Annotated in this window: 17 protein-coding genes; 15 read left to right on the top strand and 2 right to left on the bottom strand. The window is 62.4% G+C overall.

Annotated features, from left to right (window positions below):
• The first annotated feature begins 65 nt into the window (after positions 1 to 65).
• The 8 genes from smpB (at position 66) to BMYO_RS03035 (ending at position 10,872) form a co-directional block, all read left to right on the top strand.
• Positions 66 to 542, top strand: a complete 477-nt coding sequence (gene smpB, locus BMYO_RS03070) for an SsrA-binding protein SmpB (RefSeq protein WP_094667113.1) — start codon at positions 66 to 68, stop codon at positions 540 to 542.
• Between the two features lie 162 nt (positions 543 to 704).
• A complete protein-coding gene (locus BMYO_RS03065; protein ID WP_094667112.1) occupies positions 705 to 1,667 on the top strand; it encodes an ABC transporter substrate-binding protein in 963 nt (320 codons plus the stop codon).
• Positions 1,668 to 1,820: 153 nt separating this feature from the next.
• Positions 1,821 to 2,768, top strand: coding sequence for an ABC transporter substrate-binding protein (locus BMYO_RS03060; protein ID WP_094667111.1), 948 nt, complete (start codon positions 1,821 to 1,823; stop codon positions 2,766 to 2,768).
• Positions 2,769 to 2,922: 154 nt separating this feature from the next.
• On the top strand, positions 2,923 to 3,906 hold the full coding sequence (locus tag BMYO_RS03055) for an amino acid ABC transporter permease (protein WP_094667110.1): 984 nt from the start codon (positions 2,923 to 2,925) through the stop codon (positions 3,904 to 3,906).
• Positions 3,907 to 4,038: 132 nt separating this feature from the next.
• Positions 4,039 to 4,788: an amino acid ABC transporter ATP-binding protein gene (locus BMYO_RS03050; RefSeq protein WP_094667190.1), complete on the top strand. Its 750-nt coding sequence runs from the start codon at positions 4,039 to 4,041 to the stop codon at positions 4,786 to 4,788.
• A gap of 617 nt (positions 4,789 to 5,405) precedes the next feature.
• A complete protein-coding gene (gene glmS, locus BMYO_RS03045; protein WP_094667109.1) occupies positions 5,406 to 7,298 on the top strand; it encodes a glutamine--fructose-6-phosphate transaminase (isomerizing) in 1,893 nt (630 codons plus the stop codon).
• A 517-nt stretch (positions 7,299 to 7,815) separates the two neighbouring features.
• Positions 7,816 to 8,751, top strand: a complete 936-nt coding sequence (locus tag BMYO_RS03040) for a pseudouridine synthase (RefSeq protein ID WP_094667189.1) — start codon at positions 7,816 to 7,818, stop codon at positions 8,749 to 8,751.
• Positions 8,752 to 9,681: 930 nt separating this feature from the next.
• Positions 9,682 to 10,872 (top strand): CTP synthase, encoded by a 1,191-nt coding sequence (locus BMYO_RS03035; RefSeq protein WP_158216932.1) that lies wholly within the window; start codon positions 9,682 to 9,684, stop codon positions 10,870 to 10,872.
• A 278-nt stretch (positions 10,873 to 11,150) separates the two neighbouring features.
• Here BMYO_RS03035 and BMYO_RS03030 read toward each other — a convergent pair whose 3' ends face one another.
• The gene (locus BMYO_RS03030) at positions 11,151 to 12,137 is read right to left on the bottom strand and encodes a LacI family DNA-binding transcriptional regulator (protein ID WP_169834033.1); all 987 of its coding nucleotides are present in this window, start codon (positions 12,135 to 12,137) and stop codon (positions 11,151 to 11,153) included.
• Between the two features lie 240 nt (positions 12,138 to 12,377).
• Between BMYO_RS03030 and BMYO_RS03020 the strand changes: the two genes are divergently transcribed.
• From BMYO_RS03020 to BMYO_RS03000, 5 genes are all read left to right on the top strand, one after another.
• Positions 12,378 to 13,304: a carbohydrate ABC transporter permease gene (locus BMYO_RS03020; RefSeq protein WP_169834032.1), complete on the top strand. Its 927-nt coding sequence runs from the start codon at positions 12,378 to 12,380 to the stop codon at positions 13,302 to 13,304.
• Between the two features lie 55 nt (positions 13,305 to 13,359).
• Positions 13,360 to 14,367: a carbohydrate ABC transporter permease gene (locus tag BMYO_RS03015; protein ID WP_094667104.1), complete on the top strand. Its 1,008-nt coding sequence runs from the start codon at positions 13,360 to 13,362 to the stop codon at positions 14,365 to 14,367.
• A gap of 198 nt (positions 14,368 to 14,565) precedes the next feature.
• Positions 14,566 to 16,644, top strand: a complete 2,079-nt coding sequence (locus tag BMYO_RS03010) for a beta-galactosidase (protein WP_094667103.1) — start codon at positions 14,566 to 14,568, stop codon at positions 16,642 to 16,644.
• Between the two features lie 544 nt (positions 16,645 to 17,188).
• The gene (locus BMYO_RS03005; protein WP_094667102.1) at positions 17,189 to 18,538 is read left to right on the top strand and encodes an ABC transporter substrate-binding protein; all 1,350 of its coding nucleotides are present in this window, start codon (positions 17,189 to 17,191) and stop codon (positions 18,536 to 18,538) included.
• Positions 18,539 to 18,700: 162 nt separating this feature from the next.
• Positions 18,701 to 20,122: an ABC transporter substrate-binding protein gene (locus BMYO_RS03000; RefSeq protein ID WP_169834031.1), complete on the top strand. Its 1,422-nt coding sequence runs from the start codon at positions 18,701 to 18,703 to the stop codon at positions 20,120 to 20,122.
• A 206-nt stretch (positions 20,123 to 20,328) separates the two neighbouring features.
• Here BMYO_RS03000 and BMYO_RS02995 read toward each other — a convergent pair whose 3' ends face one another.
• Positions 20,329 to 21,099, bottom strand: a complete 771-nt coding sequence (locus BMYO_RS02995; RefSeq protein ID WP_094667101.1) for a type III pantothenate kinase — start codon at positions 21,097 to 21,099, stop codon at positions 20,329 to 20,331.
• Positions 21,100 to 21,421: 322 nt separating this feature from the next.
• Here BMYO_RS02995 and BMYO_RS02990 point away from each other — a divergent pair, with 322 nt between their 5' ends.
• Positions 21,422 to 23,119, top strand: a complete 1,698-nt coding sequence (locus BMYO_RS02990; RefSeq protein WP_169834037.1) for an ABC transporter substrate-binding protein — start codon at positions 21,422 to 21,424, stop codon at positions 23,117 to 23,119.
• Positions 23,120 to 23,312: 193 nt separating this feature from the next.
• Positions 23,313 to 24,290 carry an ABC transporter permease gene (locus BMYO_RS02985; RefSeq protein ID WP_094667100.1) on the top strand — a complete coding sequence of 326 codons (978 nt, stop codon included), beginning with the start codon at positions 23,313 to 23,315 and terminating at the stop codon, positions 24,288 to 24,290.
• Positions 24,291 to 24,303: the final 13 nt, after the last annotated feature.

Below are 24,303 nucleotides of genomic sequence, written 5' to 3'. Positions count from 1 at the left end.
TCTGTTGCGCTGTGATTGCGCGCATATCGCGCACTGCTGTATGACCTCGCGGAAGGAGGAGACCCATGGCCAAGGAGACCGGTACCAAGCTGATCGTGCAGAACAAGAAGGCCCGTCATGACTATGCCATCGAAGACAAGTACGAGGCGGGATTGGCGTTGACCGGCACCGAGGTCAAGTCCCTGCGCGAGGGGCGCGCTTCGCTGGCCGAGGCGTTCGTGTCCATCGACCGTCGCGGCGAGATGTGGCTGGAGGGCGCCAACATTCCCGAATACCTCAACGGTACGTGGAACAACCACGCCCCCAAGCGCAAGCGCAAGCTGCTGCTGCACCGTCAGCAGATCGCCAAGCTGTCGCGCGGCATCGAGGCCAAGGGATACACGATCGTGCCGCTGAGCCTGTATTTCAAGGATGGTCGCGTCAAGGCGGAGATCGCACTGGCGCGAGGCAAGAAGGAATTCGACAAGCGCCAGGCCCTGCGTGAGGAGCAGGACAAGCGCGAGGCCCTGCGTGCCATGCGCTACGCCAACATGCGGCACTAGTGGCAGTTTCAGCCAGTGCCTCTGGCGACGCTTGCTGCGGTTGTCCACAACGTGAGCAATATTCCGCAGTATTAACCACCCTGTAGCATTGCGACCCTACTCTCGCCGATTAGTCGGGAAATATACCCGCCCGATCGACACTAAATGGAGAGAGGAAATCCAATGTCTCTAAGCAAGGGAATGCAATCCATCGCCGCCGCCACGCTGAGCGCGGCAATGCTCATCGCCATCGCCGCATGCGGTACCACCGACGGCTCCAACACCGCCACCGACAGCGGCTCGTCCAGCGATGGTTCCACCACGTCATCCAGCAGCACGCAAGGCTTCGACACCAGCGGTATCAAGAAGGACGACGCCATCGCCGCGCTGCTGCCGGAATCCGTGACCAAGGACGGCACGCTCACCGTCGGCACCGATACCTCATACGCCCCGGCCGAGTTCTTCGCCGAGGACGGCAAGACCCCGATCGGCTTCGATGTCGATCTTTCCAAGGCGCTGGCCGCCGTGTTCGGCCTCAAGGAGGAAACGGTCTCCTCCACCTTCGATTCCATCATCCCGTCCGTTGGTTCCAAGTACGATCTGGGCATCTCCTCCTTCACCGTGACCAAGGAGCGCATGGACGCCGTGGACTTCGTGACCTACTTCAAGGCCGGTTCCACCTGGGTCACCAAGAAGGGCAACCCGGAAAAGGTTGACACCTCCAACCTGTGCGGCGTCAAGGTGGCCGTACAGACCGGCACCACGCAGGAGGAGGAAGTCAACAAGGCCAACGAACAGTGCAAGGCGGACGGCAAGGACGAGATCGAGATTCAGTCGTCCAAGCTGCAGACCGATGTGACGACCGCCGTTGCGTCCGGCAAGGCGTCCATCTTCTACGCCGACTCCCCGGTGGCAGGCTACGCCATCGAACAGACCGGTGACACGCTGGAGGCGCTCGGCGACGACACCGGCGTGACCCCGGAGGCCGTGGCCATCAAGAAGGGCGACACCCAGACCGCCGAAGCAGTGCAGAAGGCCATGCAGAAGCTCATGGACGACGGCACGTACCAGAAGATCCTCGATACGTGGGGCGTCTCCTCGGGCGCGATCGATAAGGCCGAAATCAACCCGGCCATCGAGGAGTGAGCGCAGCGGCCGCGTCAAGGCCAAGCGTTTCCTTAACGCGCTCGTAGCATCGCGGGGATATCGTCCCTCACTGTATATTGGGTGAATTATCGGCGGAATCAGAGTGACTGATGCTCATTCCGTCGCGCCCGAGAGAACAGAGAGGATGATTCCATGTCACTGAAGAATGTGAAGGCCACCGCCGCGCTGGCACTGAGTGTCGCGATGCTGCTGTCCGCCGCCGCCTGCGGCACCTCCGACGGTTCCGACACCGCCGGAGGCTCCGTCTCCGGTTCCGGCGATTCCGACGTGACCATCACCAGCTACGACGTCAGCTCCGTGAAGAAGGACGACGCCATCGCCGCGCTGCTGCCGGAATCCGTGGCCAAGGACGGCAAGCTGACCATCGGCACCAACCCGTCCTACGCGCCGGCCGAGTTCCTTGACACGGACGGCAAGACGCAGATCGGCTACGACATGGATCTCGCCCACGCGCTGGGCAACGTCTTCGGTCTCGAGACCGAAGTGGTCTCCTCCAACTTCGATACCATCATCCCGGCCGTCGGCTCCAAGTACGACCTCGGCATCGCGGCCTTCACCATCACCAAGGATCGCATGGACTCGGTCGACTTCGTCTCCTACTTCACCTCCGGCATGGCCTACGCCGTGGCCAAGGGCAACCCGAACAAGGTGGACGAGAACAACCTGTGCGGCCTCAAGGTGGCCGTGGAGACCGGCACCGTCGAGGAGGAGGCCATCAACAAGACGGCTGAGCAGTGCAAGGCGGACGGCAAGGAGGAGATCACCATCCAGTCGTCCAAGCAGCAGACCGACGCCACCACCGCCGTGGTGACCGGCAAGGCCGACGTGTTCTTCGCTGATTCCCCGGTGGTGGGCTACGCGATTGCCCAGACCGGTGGCCAGCTTGAGCAGCTCGGCAAGGACTTCGACTCAGTGCCGAACGCCATCGCCATCAAGAAGGGCGACTCCGCCACCACCGAGGCCGTGCAGAAGGCCATGCAGAAGCTCATGGACGACGGCACCTACGGCAAGATCCTTAAGCACTGGGGCGTCGAGTCCGGTGCCCTGACCAAGGCCGAGGTCAACCCCGTCACCGAGTGACGGCGTGACGGTAGGCGAGCGACGCGAGCAAGGAATGACGGCGGGCGTGAGCTGGACCACGCGGTCGTGGCCACGCCCGCCTCAGACGCTTTTTGACGCCCCTGACACAACCCGGTGAGGGACCCGGAAAACCGAACAATCGCAAAGGAACACAATGGCGAAGAAAGAAGTCGACGGCGAGGGACTGGATATCCCCAACCGCATCAAGGCGCTGCCGGTCAAGCGTCCCGGTCCGATCGTGGCCGCCGTGATCGTCGCGCTGCTCGTGGCCATGCTCATCCAGGGCATGATCACGAACCCGCGGCTCGAGTGGCCGATCGTCTGGAAATACCTGTTCAACGAGAACGTGCTCAGGGGCATCCAGTACACTCTTGTACTCACCGTGATTTCGATGGTGATCGCAATCATCCTGTCGGTGATTCTCGCCATCATGCGCAAATCCATCAACCCGGTGCTGCGCGGCGTCAGCTGGTTCTTCATCTGGTTCTTCCGCGGCACGCCTGTGTACACCCAGCTCATCTTCTGGGGTCTGTTCGCCGTGCTCATCCCCAAGCTGAGCATCGGGGTGCCGTTCACCTCCATCGAGTTCTGGAGCATCGACTCGTCCGAGGTGGTCACCGCCTTCAACGCGGCGTGGATCGGTCTGGCCCTGAACGAGGCCGCCTACCTGTCCGAGATCGTGCGCGCCGGCCTTGAGGCAGTGGACCCCGGCCAGACCGAGGCCGCGAAGGCCTTGGGTATGAGCCGCACGCTCATCATGCGCCGCATCGTGCTGCCACAGGCCATGCGCATCATCATCCCGCCCACCGGCAACGAGACCATCGGCATGCTCAAGACCACGTCGCTGGTCACCGCCGTGCCGTTCACCTTGGAGCTCCAGTTCGCCACGGACGCCATCGCCAACCGCATCTACAAGCCGATTCCGCTGCTGCTGGTGGCCTGCTTCTGGTACCTGCTCATCACCTCCATCCTGATGGTGATCCAATCCCGTCTGGAGAAGCACTTCGGCAAGGGCTTCGACGCGCGTGCCATGGGTACCCGCGGCAAGCAGCCGCCGCTGCCCGGCAAGACCGAGGGCGAGCCGAAGGACAATGTGAACAAGCTCAACGAGGCCGCATTCACCGGCATGACTGCGTGAGACAGGGGAGAGGCAATCATCATGACTGAATCCGCATCCAAGAGCGCCGCCGTTACGGGCGATTCTTCCGTGGCCGGTGTGGCCGACGGCGTTTCCGGGCTTTCCAACGTGACCGTCCCCGCCATCAAAGCCATGCAGGTCCACAAGGCCTTTGGTTCCCTGCATGTGCTCAAAGGCGTGGACCTGACCGTCATGCCCGGCACGGTGACCGTAATCCTCGGTCCTTCCGGCTCCGGCAAGTCCACGTTCCTGCGCCTGATCAACCAGTTGGAGACGCTGACCGGCGGCTCCATCGAGGTGAACGGCGAACTCATCGGCTACAAGCACGTCACCAAGGATGGGCAGGATGTGCTGCAGACCTTGGACGACAAGGAGATCGCCGCCCAGCGTTCCCATCTGGGCATGGTGTTCCAGCGCTTCAACCTGTTCCCGCACATGACAGCGTTGCAGAACGTGATGGAGGCGCCGGTCCATGTCAAGCACATGGCCAAGAAGGAGGCCCGCGACCTCGCGGTGGCCGAGCTCGAGCGCGTGGGGTTGGGCGACCGTCTCGACTACTACCCCGCGCAGTTGTCCGGCGGTCAGCAGCAGCGTGTGGCCATTGCCCGCGCATTGGCCATGAAGCCGGAAATCATGCTGTTCGACGAACCCACCTCGGCGCTCGATCCCGAGTTGGTGGGCGAGGTGCTGAACGTCATGCGATCCCTTGCCAAGGAGGGTATGACCATGGTGTGCGTCACGCATGAGATCGGTTTTGCCCGCGAGGTGGCTGATCAGGTGGTGTTCATGGATGGCGGCGTGGTCGTTGAAAAGGGCGGCCCCGACATCATCGACCATCCCACCGAGCCGAGGTTCCGGGACTTCTTGCAGCACGTGCTGTAACCTCGCAGTCCAGAAGGGGTTCTCGCAACTGTCTGAGTGGTGCTGGCCCCCTCTGACGGGACGTTGCCGCCAAACAGCTCCGCTATTTACTTCGCGGCAACGTCCTAACAAGGGGAGCCAAAAAGATATTCAACGAACTTACGGCGTAGCATACTGGATTGGGCCTAGGAATGTAGGTCCTTTCCCTCTTAATGGGGTAGGGGAAGGACGGATTCTGGGCATATCGCCACCACGGGGATGCCATCTCTAGGCGTTCTGGGCATATGCGTATCACGAAAGGGCGGTTTCGTCGTCGTTCGTGATACGCATATGCCCAGAACGCCGCATTTGTATCGGATATGCCCAGAATAATTGGTAGGGATATGCCCAGAACTTGTGATAGTCGGTGGAGGGATGTTCAGAACTCGTGATAACTGGTAAAGGTATGCCCAGAACTTGTACGAAGTGAGCGGGCCGGCGGCCGTTTGGGGTCGTCGGCTCGGTTTTCTGGGTGTTTTGGGATACCTACGATGATGCGTCGATGATATGCGCGATGATGCGCGGGCGGTGCGGCGATAGCCCGGCAACAGGCCGGGCCGTTCGACGTGGGACACATGCGTCCGCTAGGCTTATAAGCCATGTGTGGAATTGTTGGATATGCAGGAAATGTCGAAACCGCGTGTGGCAAGCCGCTTGAGGTCTGTCTGCAGGGTCTGGAGCGTCTGGAATACCGCGGCTATGATTCGGCCGGCGTGGCGCTGACCGCGCCTGGCATGGACAAAGTGGCCGTGCGCAAGAAGGCCGGTCGCCTCAAGAATCTGGTGGAGAGCATCGAACGCAAGCCCATGCCGGTCGCCACCGTGGGCATCGGCCATACGCGCTGGGCCACCAACGGCGAGCCGAGCGACGTGAACGCCCATCCGCACACCAGCATGGATGGCAAGGTGGCCATCATCCACAACGGCATCATCGAGAACGCCTCGCAGCTGCGTCTCGATCTGCAGGCCGAAGGTTACCGTTTTGCGTCGGCCACCGACACCGAAGTGGCCGCCAAGCTCCTCGGCAAAATCGTGGACAAAGTGATTGAGGAACAAGGCCATCCGAATCTGTTCGAGGCCGTGCGTCGCATGGCGCGCATGTTGCAGGGCGCGTTCACCATTCTCGCCACCGATTGCCGCCAGCCGGACATTGTGGTGGGCGCGCGTCATGATTCCCCGCTTGTGGTGGGTCTGGGCGACGGCGAGAACTTCCTCGGATCCGATGTCGCCGCATTCGTCGCGTACACCAAGCGTGCGATGGAGGTTGATCAGGATCAGGCCGTGTGCGTGTCCGCCGATTCCGTGGTGGTCACCGATTTCGACGGCAACGTGGTGTCGAATCCCAAGACCTACACCGTGGACTGGGACGCCTCGGCTGCCGAAAAGGGCGGCTGGGATTCCTTCATGGACAAGGAGATTCACGAGGACCCGGCCGCCGTGCAGCGCACGCTGCTGGGCCGGTTCGACGCCAAGGGCGATATCGCGCTGGACGAGGTGCGTATCGACGAGCACGACTTCAAGGCCATCGACAAGATCATCGTCGTAGCCTGCGGCACGGCGAGCTATGCCGGTCAGGTGGCCAAATACGCCATCGAGCACTGGGTGCGCATCCCGGTGGAGGTGGAGCTGGCCCACGAATTCCGCTACCGCGACCCGATTCTGACCCCGCGCACGCTCGTGGTGGCCATTTCGCAGTCCGGCGAAACGATGGATACGCTGATGGCCCTTCGCCACGCCCGCGAGCAGGGGTCCAAGGTGCTCGCCATCTGCAACACGCAGGGCGCCTCCATTCCACGCGAGTCCGATGCGGTGCTGTACACGCACGCCGGCCCGGAAGTGGCCGTGGCCTCCACCAAGGCGTTCGTGGCGCAGATCACGGCGGCCTACCTGCTGGGCCTGTACCTCGCGCAGGTCAAGGGCGCGATGTTCCGCGACGAGATCCATCAGGTGCTCGACTCCCTGAAGGACATGCCGCGCAAGATCCAGTGGGTGCTCGACACGCAGCCCAAGACCGTCCAGGCCGCGGCCGAGCGTATGGTGAACGCCAACTCCTTCCTGTTCCTCGGCCGTCATGTGGGCTATCCGGTGGCGCTGGAGGGTGCGCTGAAGCTCAAGGAAATCGCCTACACCTTCACCGAGGGATTCGCGGCCGGCGAGCTCAAGCACGGTCCGATCGCGCTGGTGGACGAGGGCGAGCCGGTGGTGTTCATCGTGCCGCCGGAACGCGGCCGCAATGTGCTGCACGCCAAGGTGATCTCCGGCATCGAGGAAGTCAAGGCGCGCGGCGCGTACATCATCGCCGTGGCCGAGCAGGGCGACCCGGACGTGGAGCGGTATGCGGACGTGGTGTTCTGGCGCCCGCAGTGCCCCACGCTGATGAGTCCGCTCGTCGACGTGGTGCCGCTGCAGCTGTTCGCCATGGACATGGCCAAGCTCAAGGGCTACGACGTGGACAAGCCGCGCAATCTCGCCAAGTCCGTCACCGTCGAGTGATGTGACGGTCGCTGTGCGTTGAACGCTGGAATATGTGCTGATCGCCGGTGGAGTGGGGAGACGAGTGCTGGACACACTCAAGGCCGTTCGGCCAAGCCTACGGTCCAGCATCGTCTCCCCACTCCACCGGCTTCGTTCCATGTGTAGCTTTCCAGTTGCGACATTTGCTGATTGACCGCCTCTTTGCCGAATATGTGATGCCGGATGCGCTTGGGGCGCTCAGGCCGAGTTTACGGTCCGGCGACGTGCATTCCACCCCACCGGCTGCGTTGAATGGGCGCTGCGATGACTCATCCATTGATTCCTGGGCGTCGGCTAGTCGGACATGCGATGCTGGATGCGCTTGGGCTGTTGATGTCTCTCCGGGCGGAATGCTGAGTCCGACAACACACATTTGTCCTGATGATGGCCATGACATGTATCCTCCTGTCGCGGAGGAATTCGTTACGAGGGGAGAGCAATGCCGCGCCCGCACCGATATGTGACCGAGGAGCCGTATATCCCATTCGAGCTGGACATGCTCTACGAGGATGAGCGGATCATCGTGGTGGACAAACCGCATTTCCTGCCCACCATGCCGCGCGGCATGTGGTACCGATCCACGGCGCTGATGCGGCTGCGTGAACGGCTCGGCGAGCCGGACATCACACCCGCGCACCGGTTGGATCGACTGACCGCCGGCGTGCTCGTCTTCGTGCGGGACCCGGCTTGTCGCGGCGCGTACCAGATGCTGTTTCAGAATCGGCGGGCCGTCAAGGTCTATGAATGTCTGGCACCGTGCCGACCGATCCGTCGGCCGCGATTCGGCACCGTGACCTGGCCTGAGTCTCCTCGGCCCTTCCCGCTGCTGCGGCGCTCGCACATCACCAAGGAGCGCGGCACCCTCACCGCCTTCGAGGAGCCGGGCATCGTCAACGCCGAAACGCTGATTGAGCGCGGGCCGTTGGCGGGATTGGCTGGGGCGGGCGGATTGTCCGGGAGGCCGTTGCCGGAGTTGTTGCCGGAGGCGTTGGCGTCATCAGGGGCGTCGGAGTCATCAGAATCATCGGTTGTCAGCGGGAATGACCGCAGAAGTGGCCATGGGGATGACTTGCGGGATGACTTGAGGAACGGCGTGCACGGCGGCGGATTTGCATCATTGCAATCCGGCGGATTTGCGCCATTGCGATCATCCCAATCATCCCAATCATCCCAATCATCCCAATCGTCTTGCCCTACGCTGGTCTGCCGATACACCCTTCACCCGCGCACCGGCAAGACGCATCAGTTGCGCGTCCACATGAACTCGCTGGGACTGCCTATCGTTGGCGACGACTTCTATCCGCGCATCCAGACCCGTCCGTACGACGATTTCTCCCAGCCGCTTGAGCTGGTCGCCCGCACTCTGCGGTTCACGGACCCAATCACGGGGGAGTCACGCGAATTCGTCTCCCGCATCCCGCTTGGCGGATGAGCGTGATGGCTGAGCATGGCGGATAGGTGCGGCGGCTGAACGTGACGGCTGAGTATGAGAAATCGGTCGGAGGCGGGTGACCCGGTGCCCGAAAGCCGGCGGTGGTCTGTATTCATATCGTGTTTGGCTGTTCGATGATTCCCGCCATCTGCCGTCTGCCGGCGGGTTTTCTGTCGGTCGGGAATTTCCGCCGGTCGGCGGGTTTGCTGCCGGCCGGGGGTTTCTGCCGGCTGGCGAGGTTTCTGTCGGTCGGGGGTTTCTGCCGGTCGGGGGTTTTCGTCGGCCGGCGGGGGTTTCCCGTCTGCCGGTACGGGGGTTGCCGTCTGCCGGTACGGGGCTTCGCGCCTGGTCTGGCGCGGGGCACGCCCGCGAACGCCGCTTCCTCAAGAAAAACGCCCTTCACGCCCGGTCCGGCGCGGATGCCGTCGTCGCTTCGGACTCCATACGTACGTCGGGTTGGTCACAGGGTGTCGCCCTCAGTTTCCTTCCGGAACATCGGCATGAGGGAGAGATGTCGATGTGTGGCAGTCGGGACGGGAGTAAGACCGCGGCAGGATGGCGGATAAGAGGACAGGGCGGACAGAGCGGAACGGCAAACGGGACGAAACGTAAGTTTCAGACGGCATCGACTTACGTTTCGTCCCGTTTTGATACCCAGAAATGGGACGAAACGTAACATGACCTCGTTCCTGACTTACGTTTCGTCCCGTTTTCGTGGTCGAACAGGTGGAGTCGAGCCAGTCCTTGGCCGGTTTCGAACGGTGCCGCGGCAATGGTGACGGGCGACGCGCATGCCGCAGGCTGGATTGCATGCCGCAGCCCGCCCGGATACAACGGTGACAGGATCTACGCCGTCACGTCATGCCAGTGAACCGTGGAACGGTGGCCTCTCCCGAATCCCTCCCGAATCCCGCACTCCCGAATCCTGCAGTGGTGGAAACGGCAAAACGACGTCAAATCGTCACGGCTGTCTGCCCGATAGGCGATGCTGGTACGACACGTAAAGGGGCGTCGATATTGGGGAATGTCGAGATCGCGCGTCGATTATCGGCTGGAAAGTTGGGAACAATGGGAGCATCGTCACAGGGCAAGGGAGCTAAGGAAGCCACCAAGGGAGCCAAGGAATCCAGTGAAGCCAAGGAAGCGGGAGCACAATCCGCGACGCAGCTATGCGTCACCGGGGTGGATGCCGCAGCACGCAAAAGAATAGGCCGAAGGATTCGCCGTGGTGAGATGATCAGTCCCTATCGGGGCATCTATGCTGAAGCGGCATATTGGAATCAGCTAAATCCGAAGCAGCGTACGCTGCATATTCTGGAGGCATTGTCACGTCGTCATCTGAATTGGGTGTATGCGGGACTGAGTGCGGCGGCGGCAATGAATCTGGAGTATACGTGGACCCTGCTGAAGGACGATGCCGTTTACGTTGTTTCGGGCCCCGGTAGGCAGGCGCATACACGCGCGCAAACGACGCCTGTCTTTGTGTCATCGGATCGGTTCTGCACGGTCCGTTACGTGTTGGGGGAGACGACGGTGTCCGTTCTCACCACCACGCCGGCCAGAACGCTTGTCGATTGCGCGCTGCGATACCCGTTCCGAGTGGTATTGGGGATGTTCGATTCGGCATTGCGCAGGAGGCTCACGGATGCGGATGCGATAATCGACGAATGTGATCGCGTTCGTGCCGATTGCGGGCCGGTGTTTCGGCTGCTGCATTATGCCGATGCGCGCAGTGAGAATGGTGGGGAATCGTTGTGCCGGGCGACGTTGATTGATTCGGGGTTCGCTGTTCCGGAACTGCAACGCGAGTTCACCGATCCGGACAACGCATGGCACTCCCGCCGTGTCGATTTCGTTTGGCATACCGACGATGGACGAACGATTGTCCTGGAATATGACGGCATGCGAAAATACGTCGATCCGTCCATGACGAAGCGGCGTGACATCCAGCAGGTGGTGAGTGACGAAAAAACTCGTGACGATATGCTGCTTCGTGCTGGCGTCACGACCGTGGTTCATGCCACGTACGACGATGTGGTGACGCCTGGCGCCTTGTGGTCGAAGTTGATGGATGCCCGCGTGCCGCGTACCGATGCGATTCCGTTCTATGAGCATGAGTGAGGCATGAGCTGTCGGGCGGGTCGGACGGGAGGTGGGGATTGAAGCATCAGGCGGATGCTGCAAGAAGGACGAGGCAGTCATCCATTCGAATGAGACGAAGCCGGACGAAGACAGACTCAGCGGCACACGCGGGACACGCGGCATGAACGGGACGAAACGTAAGTTTCAGACGGCATCGACTTACGTTTCGTCCCGTTTTGGTATCCAGAAATGGGACGAAACGTAATGTACCTTCGTTCCTGACTTATGTTTGCCGAGGAACGGGGGATAGCCCGCCCTCAGCTGATATCGCGTACGGAACCGCGCTCGATGAGTTCGGTCGGAATCACGGTCTTGATGCCGACCGGCACCTTTTCGCCCTCGCACTGTCGGCGGACCATGGAGAATGCGGCGGCGCCGATGTCGTCGAACCGCATGCGCATGGTGGTGAGGTTCAGCCGGGGGACCATGTCCACCAGCGAATCGTCCACGCCCACCACGCTCACGTCTTCGGGTACACGCTTGCCGGCGGACTGCAGCCCCATGATCGCGCCGTACGCCATCTGATCGTTGGCGGCGTAGATGGCCGTGCAATTCGGGTCGTGCGCCAGCGCCACGCCGGCCTGGTAACCGGAGTCGGCACACCAGTCGCCTATATACATGGCAGGCACCGGCGCGCCCATCTGCTCCAGCGCTTCGCGCCATCCACGGGCGCGGCTTTCGGCGGCGCGCGAGGTTGCGGGGCCGGCGATGTGATAGACGGTTTTGTGCCCCTTGCTCATGAGGTAGTCCACCACGGCGGTGGAGCAGCCGTATTGGTCGGCATCCACGGTGGGGCAGTGGTCCGCCGCGCCTTCGCAGATGAGCACCACCGGAAGTTCCTTGGGGGGCCTGTATCCGACGAAGTCCGAGATGCGCTCCTCGAGCATGACGATAACGCCGTCGACCGGCTGGAGTTGCATGCGTTCGATGGCTGCGGCAAGCGTGCGTTCCGCGCCGTGCCGCATCGTTTGGATGGTCACCGAGTAATCGGTTTCAGTGGCGCTGGAGATGATGGAGTCAAGGAGTCTTGCGTTGCCGAAGCTGGAGGTGTTGAACATCACCACGCCGATATCCTGGAACCGTCCGCGTTTCAGGGCGCGGGCCGCATAGTTGGGCCGGTAGCCGAGCTTCTGCATGGCGGCCTCGACCTTCTGACGGGTTTCGGGTTTGACGGCATCGCTGCCGTTGGCCACACGGGAGACGGTCTGCGGGGAGACTCCGGCCTCTTTGGCCACATCTTGCATGGATACCTGAGCTGGCCTCGACATTGCAACCCCCGATTGACTGGATGACGACAGTTATAACAGTTATCAACAACAACGGTCATTGTACTGACAACGGTAACGATAACATCATTGTTTTCGTGACCATTGTATCAGATATGTCTAAAACACAGGATTCAACACGACTGGACAATGTTTGGAATCATGTTATGATGATAACGCAAACATTTTTGGTTAACCTTCGAAGGAGAGGGGTTGGAGATGTCTTCAGCCGATATCACCGCCGGTTCCGCGGAAGCGGGGCAAGTGCGGGTGAATAAGCATAAGGCGGATTGGCGTGGTTGGAAGTTCATGGCGCCTTTTGCGGTGGTGTTCGTGTTCGTGTTCATCGTGCCGATCGTGTACGCGGTTTATATCAGTTTCTTTAAGAAGCAGATGATTGGTGGCACGAGGTTCGTGGGGTTGGAGAATTACGCGCGCTTGCTGGGTGATCAGCAGTTCTGGTCGTCGGTGGGTCGTGTGGCTTTGTTCACGGTGGTGCAGGTGCCGATCATGCTGTTCCTGGCGGCGGCGATGGCGTTGGCGATCGACAGCATGAAGCTGCATGGGACGAAGTTCTTCCGCATCTCCACGTTCCTGCCGTATGCGGTGCCGGCGGTGGTGTCGACCCTGATTTGGGGTTTCGTGTATGGCGCGAAGTATGGTCTGGTGGGTTCCCTGAACGATTTCCTGGGCACGGACATCGACATGTTCAACCCGAGCGTGCTGCTCGCCTCGATCGGCAACATCAACACGTGGGAGTTCACGGGCTACAACATGCTGATCTTCTACAGCTCGCTGTCCACGATCCCGCATTCCCTGTATGAGGCGGCGTCGATCGACGGCGCGTCGGAGTGGCAGATCGTGAAGTCGATCAAGCTGCCGGAGCTCAAGGGTTCCTTGGCGATCACGGTGATCTTCTCGATCATCGGTTCGTTCCAGTTGTTCAACGAGCCGAGCATTCTCCAGAGCATGGTGCCGGGCAATGCGATCACGACGTACTACACGCCGAACATGTACGCGTACAACCTGAGCTTCAGTGGCAACCAGAGCAATTACGCGGCCGCTTTGGCGATCGTGATGGCGGTGATCACGATGGCCATCGCCTATGCGGTGCAGCTGCGGAGCATGAAGGAGCAGATGAAGTGATGCGCGTTCGTGTTGTTGGTGTGATGGTGTCTGTGATTGTGAAGGAGCGTGCGTGATGAGCAACGCGGTGGCGTCGAATGCGACGCGTCTGTCGGACGCGGAGTTGAGGGCCCAGGAGCGGGCCGCGAAAAAGGCGGAGCGTGAGCGTCAGAAGCGGATTGCCGCCGATGAGAAGGCGGAGCGCAGGAGGAGCGCGAAGGCCGGGTTCGCGAACGTGAACAACCCGCGCCGTTCGACCCTGATGACGGTGTTGTGCGCGGTCTTCGCGGTGTACTGCCTGTTCCCGTTCGTCTACCTGATGATCAACGCGACGAAGACGCAGGCGGACTTCACCTCGACGTTCGGCCTGGGCTTCGGCAAGTCGTTCGCCCTGTGGGACAACATCGTGACGGTGTTCACCTACCAGGAGGGGATCTTCGGCCGTTGGCTCATCAACACCTTGCTGTACGTGGTGGTGGGCGCTGGCGGCGCGACCCTGCTGGCGATCATGGGCGGCTATGCTTTGGCGAAGTTCCGTTTCCCGGGCAGGAAGGCGGTGTTCGCGGTGATCATCGGCTCTATCTCGGTGCCGGGCATCGCCTTGGCGGTGCCGCAGTTCCTCCTGTTCGCGAAGCTGGGGTTGACGAACACGCCGTGGGCCATGATCATCCCGTCGCTGATCAGCCCGTTCGGTTTGTACCTGATGTGGATCTTCAGTGATCAGGCGGTGCCGACCGAACTGTTGGAGGCGGCGCGTGTGGACGGCGCGTCGGAGTGGCGCACGTTCTGGACGATCAGTCTCCCGTTGTTGGCGCCGGGTATCGTGACGACGGCGTTGTTCACGATCGTGGCGACGTGGAACAACTACTTCCTGCCGTTGATCATGCTGAAGGACGCGGACTGGTATCCGTTGACGATCGGTCTGAACCAGTGGAAGGACCAGGCCAGCACTGCGGGTGGTCAGGCGATCCAGAACCTGGTGATCACGGGCTCGCTGATCACGATCATCCCGCTGGTGATCGCGTTCCTCATGCTCCAGAAGTACTGGCAATCCGGCCTCGCCGCAGGCGCAGTCAAGGAGTGAGAGCCTAGGCGAATGGAGCGATTCCTGCTGTTGCGCATCGTTCAGATTCCGCCGAATCGGCGGTAATGAACGAGCGGCAATGAATAACACACAGCCGGTGAGCTGGCGTTTCGACGGCTCACCGGCTTTCGTTCCATCGAAGCCGATGAGAACAACGATATTGAAGAACAAGAACGAGGCAAAGGAATTACGATACCAATGAGCGAACACAGGACATTCCAGTGGCCGCAGCCACTTGACGGGCAGAAGCCCCGCATCTGGTACGGCGGCGATTACAACCCCGACCAGTGGCCCGAAGAGGTCTGGGACGAGGATATCGAACTCATGAGAAAGGCCGGGGTCAATCTGGTCTCCGTCGCCATCTTCTCCTGGGCCAAGCTTGAGCCCGAGGAGGGCGTCTACGACTTCGACTGGCTCGACCGCGTCATCGACAAGCTCGGCAAGGCCGGCATCGCCGTAGACCTCGCCTCCGGCACCGCCTCGCCGCCGATGTGGCTTACCCAGGCCCATCCCGAGATTCTCTGGGTGGATTACCGCGGCGACGTCTGCCATCCCGGCGCCCGCCAGCACTGGCGTGCCACCAGCCCGGTCTTCCTCGAGTACGCGCTCAAGCTGTGCCGCAAGATGGCCGAGCATTACAAGGACAACCCGTATGTGGTGGCCTGGCATGTGAGCAACGAGTACGGCTGCCACAACCGCTTCGACTACTCCGAAGACGCCGAGCGCGCCTTCCAGAAGTGGTGCGAGAAGAAGTACGGCACCATCGACGCCGTGAACGATGCCTGGGGCACCGCCTTCTGGGCGCAGCGCATGAACAACTTCTCCGAGATCATCCCGCCGCGCTTCATCGGCGACGGCAACTTCATGAACCCGGGCAAGCTGCTCGACTGGAAGCGCTTCAGCTCCGACGCGCTGCTTGACTTCTACCGCGCCGAACGCGATACGCTGCTCGAGATCGCTCCCAAGCCGCAGACCACCAACTTCATGGTCTCCGCCGGCGGCACCGGTCTCGACTACGACAAGTGGGGCTACGACGTGGACTTCGTGTCCAACGACCACTACTTCACGCCCGGCGAGGCCCACTTCGACGAGCTGGCCTACTCCGCATCCCTCACCGACGGCATCGCCCGCAAGAACCCGTGGTTCCTCATGGAGCATTCGACGTCCGCCGTGAACTGGCGTCCGATCAACTATCGCAACGAGCCGGGTGAACTGGTGCGCGACTCCCTCGCGCATCTGGCCATGGGCGCCGATGCCATCTGCTACTTCCAGTGGCGACAGTCCAAGGCCGGCGCCGAGAAGTGGCACTCCTCGATGGTGCCGCACGCGGGCGCTGACTCCCAGATCTTCCGCGACGTGTGCGAGCTGGGTGCCGACCTCGGCAAGCTCGCCGACGAGGGACTGCTTGGTACCAAGCTGGTCAAGTCCAAGGTCGCCGTCGTCTTCGACTACGAGTCCCAGTGGGCCACGGAGCACACCGCCACGCCCACCCAGGAGGTACGCCATTGGACCGAGCCGCTCGCGTGGTTCCGTGCGTTGGCGGACAACGGCCTGACCGCCGACGTGGTGCCGGTGCGCGGGGACTGGGACCAGTATGAGGCCGTCGTGCTGCCGAGCCTGACCATCCTCTCCGAGGAGACCTCGCGGCGTGTGCGCGACTATGTGGCCAACGGCGGCAAGCTGTTCGCCACCTACTACACCGGTCTGGTGGATGAGAAGGACCACGTCTGGCTGGGCGGTTACCCCGGCTCCATCCGCGACGTGGTGGGCGTGCGCGTCGAGGAGTTCGCCCCGCTGGGCGATGACTTCCCCGGTGCCGTGGACCACCTCGAGCTTACGAATGGCGCCGTTGCGCATGACTTCGCCGACGTGATCACCTCCGTGGCGGATTCCGCGCATGTGGTCGCCCAGTTCAAGGCGGACAAGTGGACCGGTCTCAACGGAGCTCCCGCCATCACCGTCAACGACTTCGGTGACGGCAAGGCCGCGTACATCGGCGCACGACTCGGCCGTGAGGGTCTGGCCCAGAGCCTGCCCGCACTGCTCGGGGAGCTCGGCATCGAGACGCCCTCCGGTGACGACCGCGGCGAGGTGCTGCGCGTCGAACGCACGGACGAGACCGGCGAGAACCACTTCGTGTTCCTGTTCAACCGCACGCACGAGGTGGCCGTGGCCGACGTCGAAGGCGAGCCGCTGGTCGCCTCACTCGCGCAGGTCAACGAATCCGAGCATACGGCTGCCATCCAGCCGAACGGTGTGCTGGTGGTGAAGCTGTAGGTCTGCCTCGCGACTGCATGCATCGCGGGCGCAGGGGTCTGAAGGGGTGGGTTCCGACGGAAGGTCATTTCCATCGGAACCCACCCCTTTGTTGTTGGGAGGCGTGCATTTTTGTTGGCTCTGTTAAACCAACTTTGACATACATGGAGAGACAGTTGGGTTGATTTCCCTGAGAAAGCAACCCAACCTAAACCTGAACGGATTAATCCATGTCAATTCTGGTGTAACAGGGCTTGACAGGGTGGCGGGGGACGCACATTCAGGGTGATGGAGCGGTTCCGCGCAATCCGCCTTCCGGTGTGATGCGGTCCGGCCGAATGATACGAGTGTTTGCGATAACACGCCCGGTGTCTTCGGTTGCATTCTTTGAGACGGTGTGTATACTAGAAGATGTTATCGCAACCATACCAATGAAATCAGCCGGAGAGGGCTGGTTCTCAAAGTCGAGGAAACCCTAGTAGTAATCCCCGATATATGGCAATGGTTACGAGCGACATAATAAGTTTGAATCGTTCTGGACGATTCGAGGAAGGAGAACAGAACGATGAAGTTCACCAACGCCAAGAAGGCCGTCGCGCTCACCGGCGCCGTCGCCATGCTGGTTTCCGTCGCCGCCTGCGGTTCCGATAGCGGCTCCAACAGCAGCCAGCCTGCACAGGAGAAGGATGTGCAGGAGATCACCGTGTGGGCTTGGGAGCCCACGCTGACCCAAGTCGCCAAGGACTTCGAGAAGGAGACCGGCATCAAGGTCGACCTCAAGAACGTCGGTACCAACACCAAGGAATACACCCAGCTGGACAACGCCATCGAGGCCGGCTCCGGCGCACCGGACGTCGCTCAGGTCGAGTACTACGCCATCCCGCAGTACGCCATCAAGGGCAACCTGCTCGACATCACCGACAAGACCTCCGGCTACGAGGACTTCTACACCCCCGGCCCGTGGGCTTCCGTGCAGTTCGCCGGCAAGGTGTACGGCCTGCCGATGGATTCCGGCCCGATGGCCTTCTTCTACGACAAGGAGGTCTTCGACAAGGCCGGCGTTGACGCCGAGTCCATCAAGACCTGGGACGACTACTACGAGGCCGCCAAGAAGATCCACGCCCTCGGCGACAACTACTACATCACCTCCGACACCGGTGACGCCGGCTTCTTCGACTCGATGACCTGGCTGGCCGGCGCCAAGCCGTTCACCACCTCCTCCGACGGCTCCGAGGTCACCATCAACCTCACCGGCGACGAGAAGGTCAAGACCTTCACCGACTTCTGGCAGAAGCTGCTCGATGAGGGCCTGCTCGACACCAAGACCGCCGGCTGGTCCGAGGACTGGTTCAAGGGCATGGCCGACGGCACCATCGCCTCCCTGTTCACCGGCGCTTGGATGCCGGCCAACCTCGCCAACTCCGCCCCGGCCGGCGCCGGCAAGTGGCGCGTGACCCAGATGCCGACCGCCGACGGTTCCGCCACCAACTCCGAGAACGGCGGCTCCTCGCTGGCCGTGCTCGCCTCCTCCAAGAAGGCCGATGCCGCGTACAAGTTCATCGAGTACGCGAACCACGGCGACGGCGTGGCCACCCGTGTGGCCGGCGGCGCCTTCCCGGCCGACAAGGCCTCCATGGAGTCCGACTCCTTCAAGAACGCCACCACCGTCAAGAACTCCGATGGTGAGGATGTGGACTACTTCGGTGGTCAGAAGTACAACGAGGTCCTCGCTCAGGCCGCTGAGAACGTGTCCTCCGACTACCAGTTCCTGCCCTTCGAGGTGAAGGCCCGCACGGTCTTCGGCGACTACCTCGGCAAGTCCTACACCGGCGACCAGAAGCTGTCCGACGGTGTGGCCGCTTGGCAGAAGGCCCTGCAGGACTACGGCAAGGATCAGGGCTTCACCGTCAAGTAAGCCGCTGGCCCGATGACCGAGTCAATCACCGGGTGATGCGGGACCGATTGTCCCCGGTCCCGATCCCCATCACAGGAACCCCGTTCGCACGACTGGTGCGGGCGGGGTTCCGCCGTTTCGGCGTGAGCTTCGCCATACCCGGCGGATAGTAGACTCGTCACCATGCGTACGACCGGACGACGAATCAGACACATGGCGACCGCCGCGGTGGCGGCCATCCTGACCGTATCCCTCGCCTCCTGCGGACAGGCCACGCAGGACAACCGCACGGTCATCAGCGTGTGGAGCTGGGAGCCGAGCATGGGCAAGGTCATCCAGCAATTCGAAAAGGCCAATCCGGACATCCGCGTCGAATGGACCGACATCTCCGGCTACGACAACCTCAACACCGCCATCCAGGACGGCTACGGTACCCCGGACGTGGCGCAGATCGAATACTATGCGCTCCAGCAGTACGCCGTCTCGGGGCAGCTGCTCGACCTGACCGACCGCACCAGCGCCGATTACGCGAACTTCTTCACCCTCGGCACATGGTCGTCTGTGCAGCTGGCCGGTCGGGTGTACGGCCTGCCGATGGATTCCGGCCCGATGGGCTTCTTCTACAACGAGGACGTGTTCCGGCAGGCCGGTGTGGACGCCACACAGATCAAGACGTGGGACGACTACTACGAGGCCGCCAAGAAGCTCAAGGCCATCGACGCCTACATCGCCGCCGATGCCGGCGACGGCAGCTTCTACGACGCCATGGTCTGGCTCGCCGGCGGACAGCCCTTCCACACCTCCATCGACGGCAAGACCGTCACCATCGATCTCGAGCATGATCAGGGCACGCAACGGTTCACTGAATTCTGGCAGAAGATGATCGACGAGGGCCTCATCGACACCACCTCGGCCACATGGTCGGAGCGATGGAAGCGGCGCGTGGGCACCGGCACCATCGCCTCCGTGTTCTCCGGCGCCTGGATGCCGTCGCTGCTGCTGTCGAACGTGCCGGGGGCGGCGGGTCTGTGGCGCGTCACCACCATGCCCACCTATGACGGACAGCCGACCAATGCGGAAAGCGGCGGGTCGGCGCTCGCCGTGCTCCAGTTGACGCGCAAGCCCGACGCCGCCTACCGCTTCGTGGACTTCGTGACCCATGACGCGCAGGGCATCGCCACCCGCGTGGCCGGTGGCGCCTTCCCGGCCGACTACACCACGCTCAACTCGCAGAGCTTCCTCGACAAGACCACGGTGACCAACGACAGCGGCATCGAAATCCCGTACTTCGGCGGCCAGAAGTTCAACCGGGTGCTGTCCGAGGCCGCAGAGGACGTGTCGGTGGGATACCAGTACCTGCCGTTCGAGGTGTATGCGCGCAACGACTTCAAGTCAACGGTGGGCAAGGCCTACCGCTGGACGTCCAGCTTCCAGGCGTATGCGCGACGGCAGGCCGCCATCGAACTCGGACAGACCGATGACGACGGCAACCCGCTGCAGCCGCTCGCCGACCCCGGCAGGAAGGTCTCGCTCGCCGACGGGTTGGCCAATTGGGAGAAGGACCTCAAGGAATACGGCTTCAATCAGGGCTTCACAATCCAATAGCGCCGTTTTGCTGGAATCCGGTGGCGATTCCGCGGCGATTCCGTGGCGATTCCGCGGCATCCGCGTCCGGTGGTGATGCTGTGGGGAGCCGGCTGCGTCCGGCGGTTTGCCGGCCCTGCGACGTTACCAACGGACGCCACAGGGCAAGTGGCGCCGTGCGCATCGGGGCGGCGTCTTCCCTCGCCGTCACCGGCCTCGGCGCGGCGTCACTGCGCGTTGCGGGCGTAGATGTGCGCCATGCCCTTGAAGATGAGGTCCGGGTCGTACACGTCGATGAGTTCTGTGTCGTTTTCGAACACACGGCCCAATCCGCCCGTGGCGATGACCTGGAAATCCTCGTCGCCGAGCTCCTTGCGGAATTGCAGTATCGTGCGCTCCACGCCTCCCAGGAACGTGTAGTACAGGCCGGCCTGCATGCAGGTTTTGGTGTTCGTGCCGAGAATCGTATCCGGTCGGGTGATCTCCACTTCGGGAAGCTGGGCCGTGTCGCCCCACAGCGCCGCCGCTCCCGTGCGGATGCCGGTGGTGATCACCCCGGCGTCGATCACGCCCTTGTCGCTCACATGCGTGAACGTGGTGGCCGTACCGAAATCGGCCACCAGCACCGGACCGCCGTACTCGTAGTACGCGCCGGCGCAATCGGCCAGGATGTCCGCGCCCAGCGACTTCGGGTCGTCCACGCGCACGTTCATTCCGGTCCTGATGCCCGGTCCCACCACCATCGGATCGATGTCGAAGAACTTGATGATCGACGCCCGGAAGGAATGCATGACCTTCGGCACCACCGAGCAGATGACCACGTCGTCCACATCCGCGGGCGCGAAGCCGCTCATTCGCAGGAATTCGGTGAGGAACAGCCCGTATTCGTCCGACGTGTGATTCGCCTTGGTGGTGATGCGGTAGGTGCCGGCCATGCGGCCCTCATCCAAAAAACCGAGCACGATGTTCGTATTGCCGATATCGACGGCGACCAGCATGATAACCCTCCAGCGTTGAGATGGATTTCAAGAGGCAATCCTACCCGTTGCAGCTGCGGTAGCCCATTTCTTTTGGTAGGTTCGTCGTTCTTTTGGCAGGTGCGCCTCTGCCCAGAGGCCGGAAAACGCACGATTGCGACGCCAAGCCACGGGTGGAACCTACCTAAGAAACGACGAACCTACCAAAAAGAAACCGATGCTCGTGAATTACGGCCCCGCGTCTATGATGGGGGCCGGTGGACGACCCGGCGTGGGCGGCCAACCGATATATCGATAATCACACATAACAGAACAGGTAAGAGGAAACACCATGTCTCAAGACATGTCCCGGAACAACGGTGCGCACGCTGGTAGCGGCGCAACCGAGAACACTGCGGCGGCAGCGGAGAGCGCCGCGACCTCCGCAAAAACGGCAAACACGGCAACCGCCGCGACCACCGACGCAAGCCTGGCCTCGCGCGCGAAGCAGCCGAAGAAGAACGGCCCCAAGTGGTGGCTGATTTCGCTGATCGCCGTGATCGTGGCGGTGGCCGTCGTGGTCGGCATCACCTTCGCGTACGCGAAGGACGACAAGAGCGACTCCCAGACCACGGCATCCGCATCGAAGACCGCCGACACCGTGACCATCGGCCTCAAACTCACCCCCACCAACCTCGACATCCGCAACACCGCGGGCTCCGCACTCGATCAGGTGCTCATCGGCAACGTGTACGAGGGCTTGGTGGCGCGAGACGAGAAGAACCAGGTGGTTCCCGCCATCGCCTCCAGCTGGGACGAATCCAAGGACGGCCTGACCTACACCTTCCATCTCAACAAGAACATGACCTTCTCCAATGGCGACACGCTTGACGCCGAGGACGTGGCATGGTCGATCAACGAGCTCATCGCCAAGCAGTACCACGATGCCGATGCGCTCGCCGCCGTGAGCAAGGTGGAGGCCAAGGACGCCGACACCGTCGTCATCACGCTGAAGACCCCGAACTCGAATCTGCTGTGGATCCTGACCGGCCGCGCCGGACTCGTGTTCGACAAGGACGCCACGTACGACCTCAAGACCCAGGCCATCGGCTCCGGCCCGTACACGGTCGCCAAGTTCGTGGAGAACAGCTCGATCACGCTCAAGGCCAACGGCAAGTACTGGGGCGACCACAAGGCCAAGACGCCCACTGTGGTGGTCAAGTACCTGGCCGACGACAACGCCGCGGTCAACGCCCTGAAGTCCGGCGACGTGCAGGTGCTCGCGCCGATCACCGAGACGCTGGCCGGACCGTTCGTCTCCGACACCGACAACTACACGGTCAAGGCCGGCAACGGCACCGACAAGTTCGTGCTCGCCTTCAACAACGCGGCCGGCTCCAAGCTCGCCGACAAGCGTGTGCGTCAGGCCATCCGCTACGCCATCAACCACGAGGAGATCATTGCCTCCCGCGGTGGAGCGGACAAGGCCTTGGGCGGCCCGATCCCGTCACTCGACCCCGGGTACGAGGACCTGACCGGCCTGTACCCCTACGATCAGGACAAGGCCAAGTCGCTGATGGCCGAGGCCGGATATTCGGCCGACAAGCCGCTCGCGCTGACCCTCACCTACGCCAATATCTACGGCACCGAGCTCGGCGACCAGCTGCGCTCGCAGCTGAAGCCCATCGGCATCGACCTCAAGGTCAACGTGGTGGAGTTCTCCACATGGCTGCAGGACGTGTACACCAACCACGATTTCGACATCTCGCTGGTGGACCACAACGAGAGCCACGACTTCGCCAGCTGGGCCGACCCGACGTACTACTTCGGCTACGACAACAAGGACGTGCAGAAGCTGTACGCCGAAGGCGTGGCCGCCACCTCGGACCAGGAGCGCGACGCCAAGTTCGCCGAGGCCGCCAAGCTCGTCTCCGAGGACGCCCCGGCCGACTGGCTGTTCAACTACCGCATCACCACCGTCACGGCCAAGGGCGTCGAGGGCTTCCCCTTCGACCTCAACCAGACGGTGCTGCCGCTGTACAACGTGACGTACACCAAGTAACCGCGGCTCGCGAAAACCTCGGCTCCCCTCTCCCTGAGGGAAGCCGTCTCCCACCCAGTATTCGAACCCGAATGGCTCCGGTCGGCTCCCCTCTCCGAGTGGAGCTGTCGCGAAGCGACTGAGGGGAGCCGTCATCATAGGTAACTGAGAAGATCTCCGAAATCATCCGAGTGCCAAGGAAAGGAGACCGGCGATGCGATTCGTCGTCCGCCGACTGCTGCTGTTCGCGGCGGCGTTGTTCGGCCTGTCCGTCGTGGTATTCGCGGCGCTGCGCATCCTGCCCGGCGACGTGGCCTCCATCATGGCTGGCGTGAACGCCCCGCCCGAGAAGGCGGCCCAATTGCGCGAGCAACTGGGCCTGAACCGTCCGTTGACGGCACAATACCTCGACTGGATGGGCGCGCTCGTCCGCGGCGACTTCGGTACGTCGATCCTGACCGGCCGCTCCGTGACCGCGTTGGTCGCCGCGCGGGCCTCCATCACCTTCCCGCTCATCATCGCGGGGCTGCTTGTCGCGCTCGCCATCGGGCTGCCGTTGGGCTGCGCGGCCGTGCTGGCCCGTTCGCCCCGGGTGCGCGGCATGTTCCACATGCTGGCCATCGTCGGCGGCGCCGTGCCCGCCCTGTGGGGCGGCATGCTGCTCATCCTGCTGTTCGGACGGGGCGTGGGCCTGATTGGCATACTGCCCTCGCAGGGGTTCCCGCTCGACGGCTGGGCCGCGCCGGGCAAGGCGTTGCTGTCGCTGATACTGCCAGCGCTCACGGTCGGCATCATCGTCGGCGCATCCCTGATGCGCTACACCCGTGCCGCATTGGGCGATCTGGCCGGCTCCGGCTACATCGACATGGCCCGCTCCTGCGGCATGACCCGGCCCCAGGCCGTGCTGCGCGTGGGACTGCGGCTCGCCACCCCGCAGCTGGTCTCGGTAATCGGCCTCACGTTCGCTTCGATGATCACCGGCGTGATGGTTATCGAGAACCTGTTCGCCCTGCCCGGCATCGGCAATGGGCTCGTCACGGACGTCGGCAATCGCGACCTCATCGCCGTGCAGAGCGAGCTGTTCCTGCTCGCCGCGTTCTTCCTCGCCATTGGTCTCGTGGTGGACGTGCTCCACCGTCTTCTCGACCCCCGGTTGAAAACCGCCGCAAACCTTTCGGAGGTGAACGCATGACCGTTTCGCCGAC

The sequence above is a fragment of the Bifidobacterium myosotis genome (assembly GCF_002259745.1).
In the GTDB taxonomy this organism is placed as follows: domain Bacteria; phylum Actinomycetota; class Actinomycetes; order Actinomycetales; family Bifidobacteriaceae; genus Bifidobacterium; species Bifidobacterium myosotis.
The sequence above is the reverse complement of the archived record's forward strand: the minus strand, read 5'-3'. Positions and strand labels throughout refer to the sequence as shown.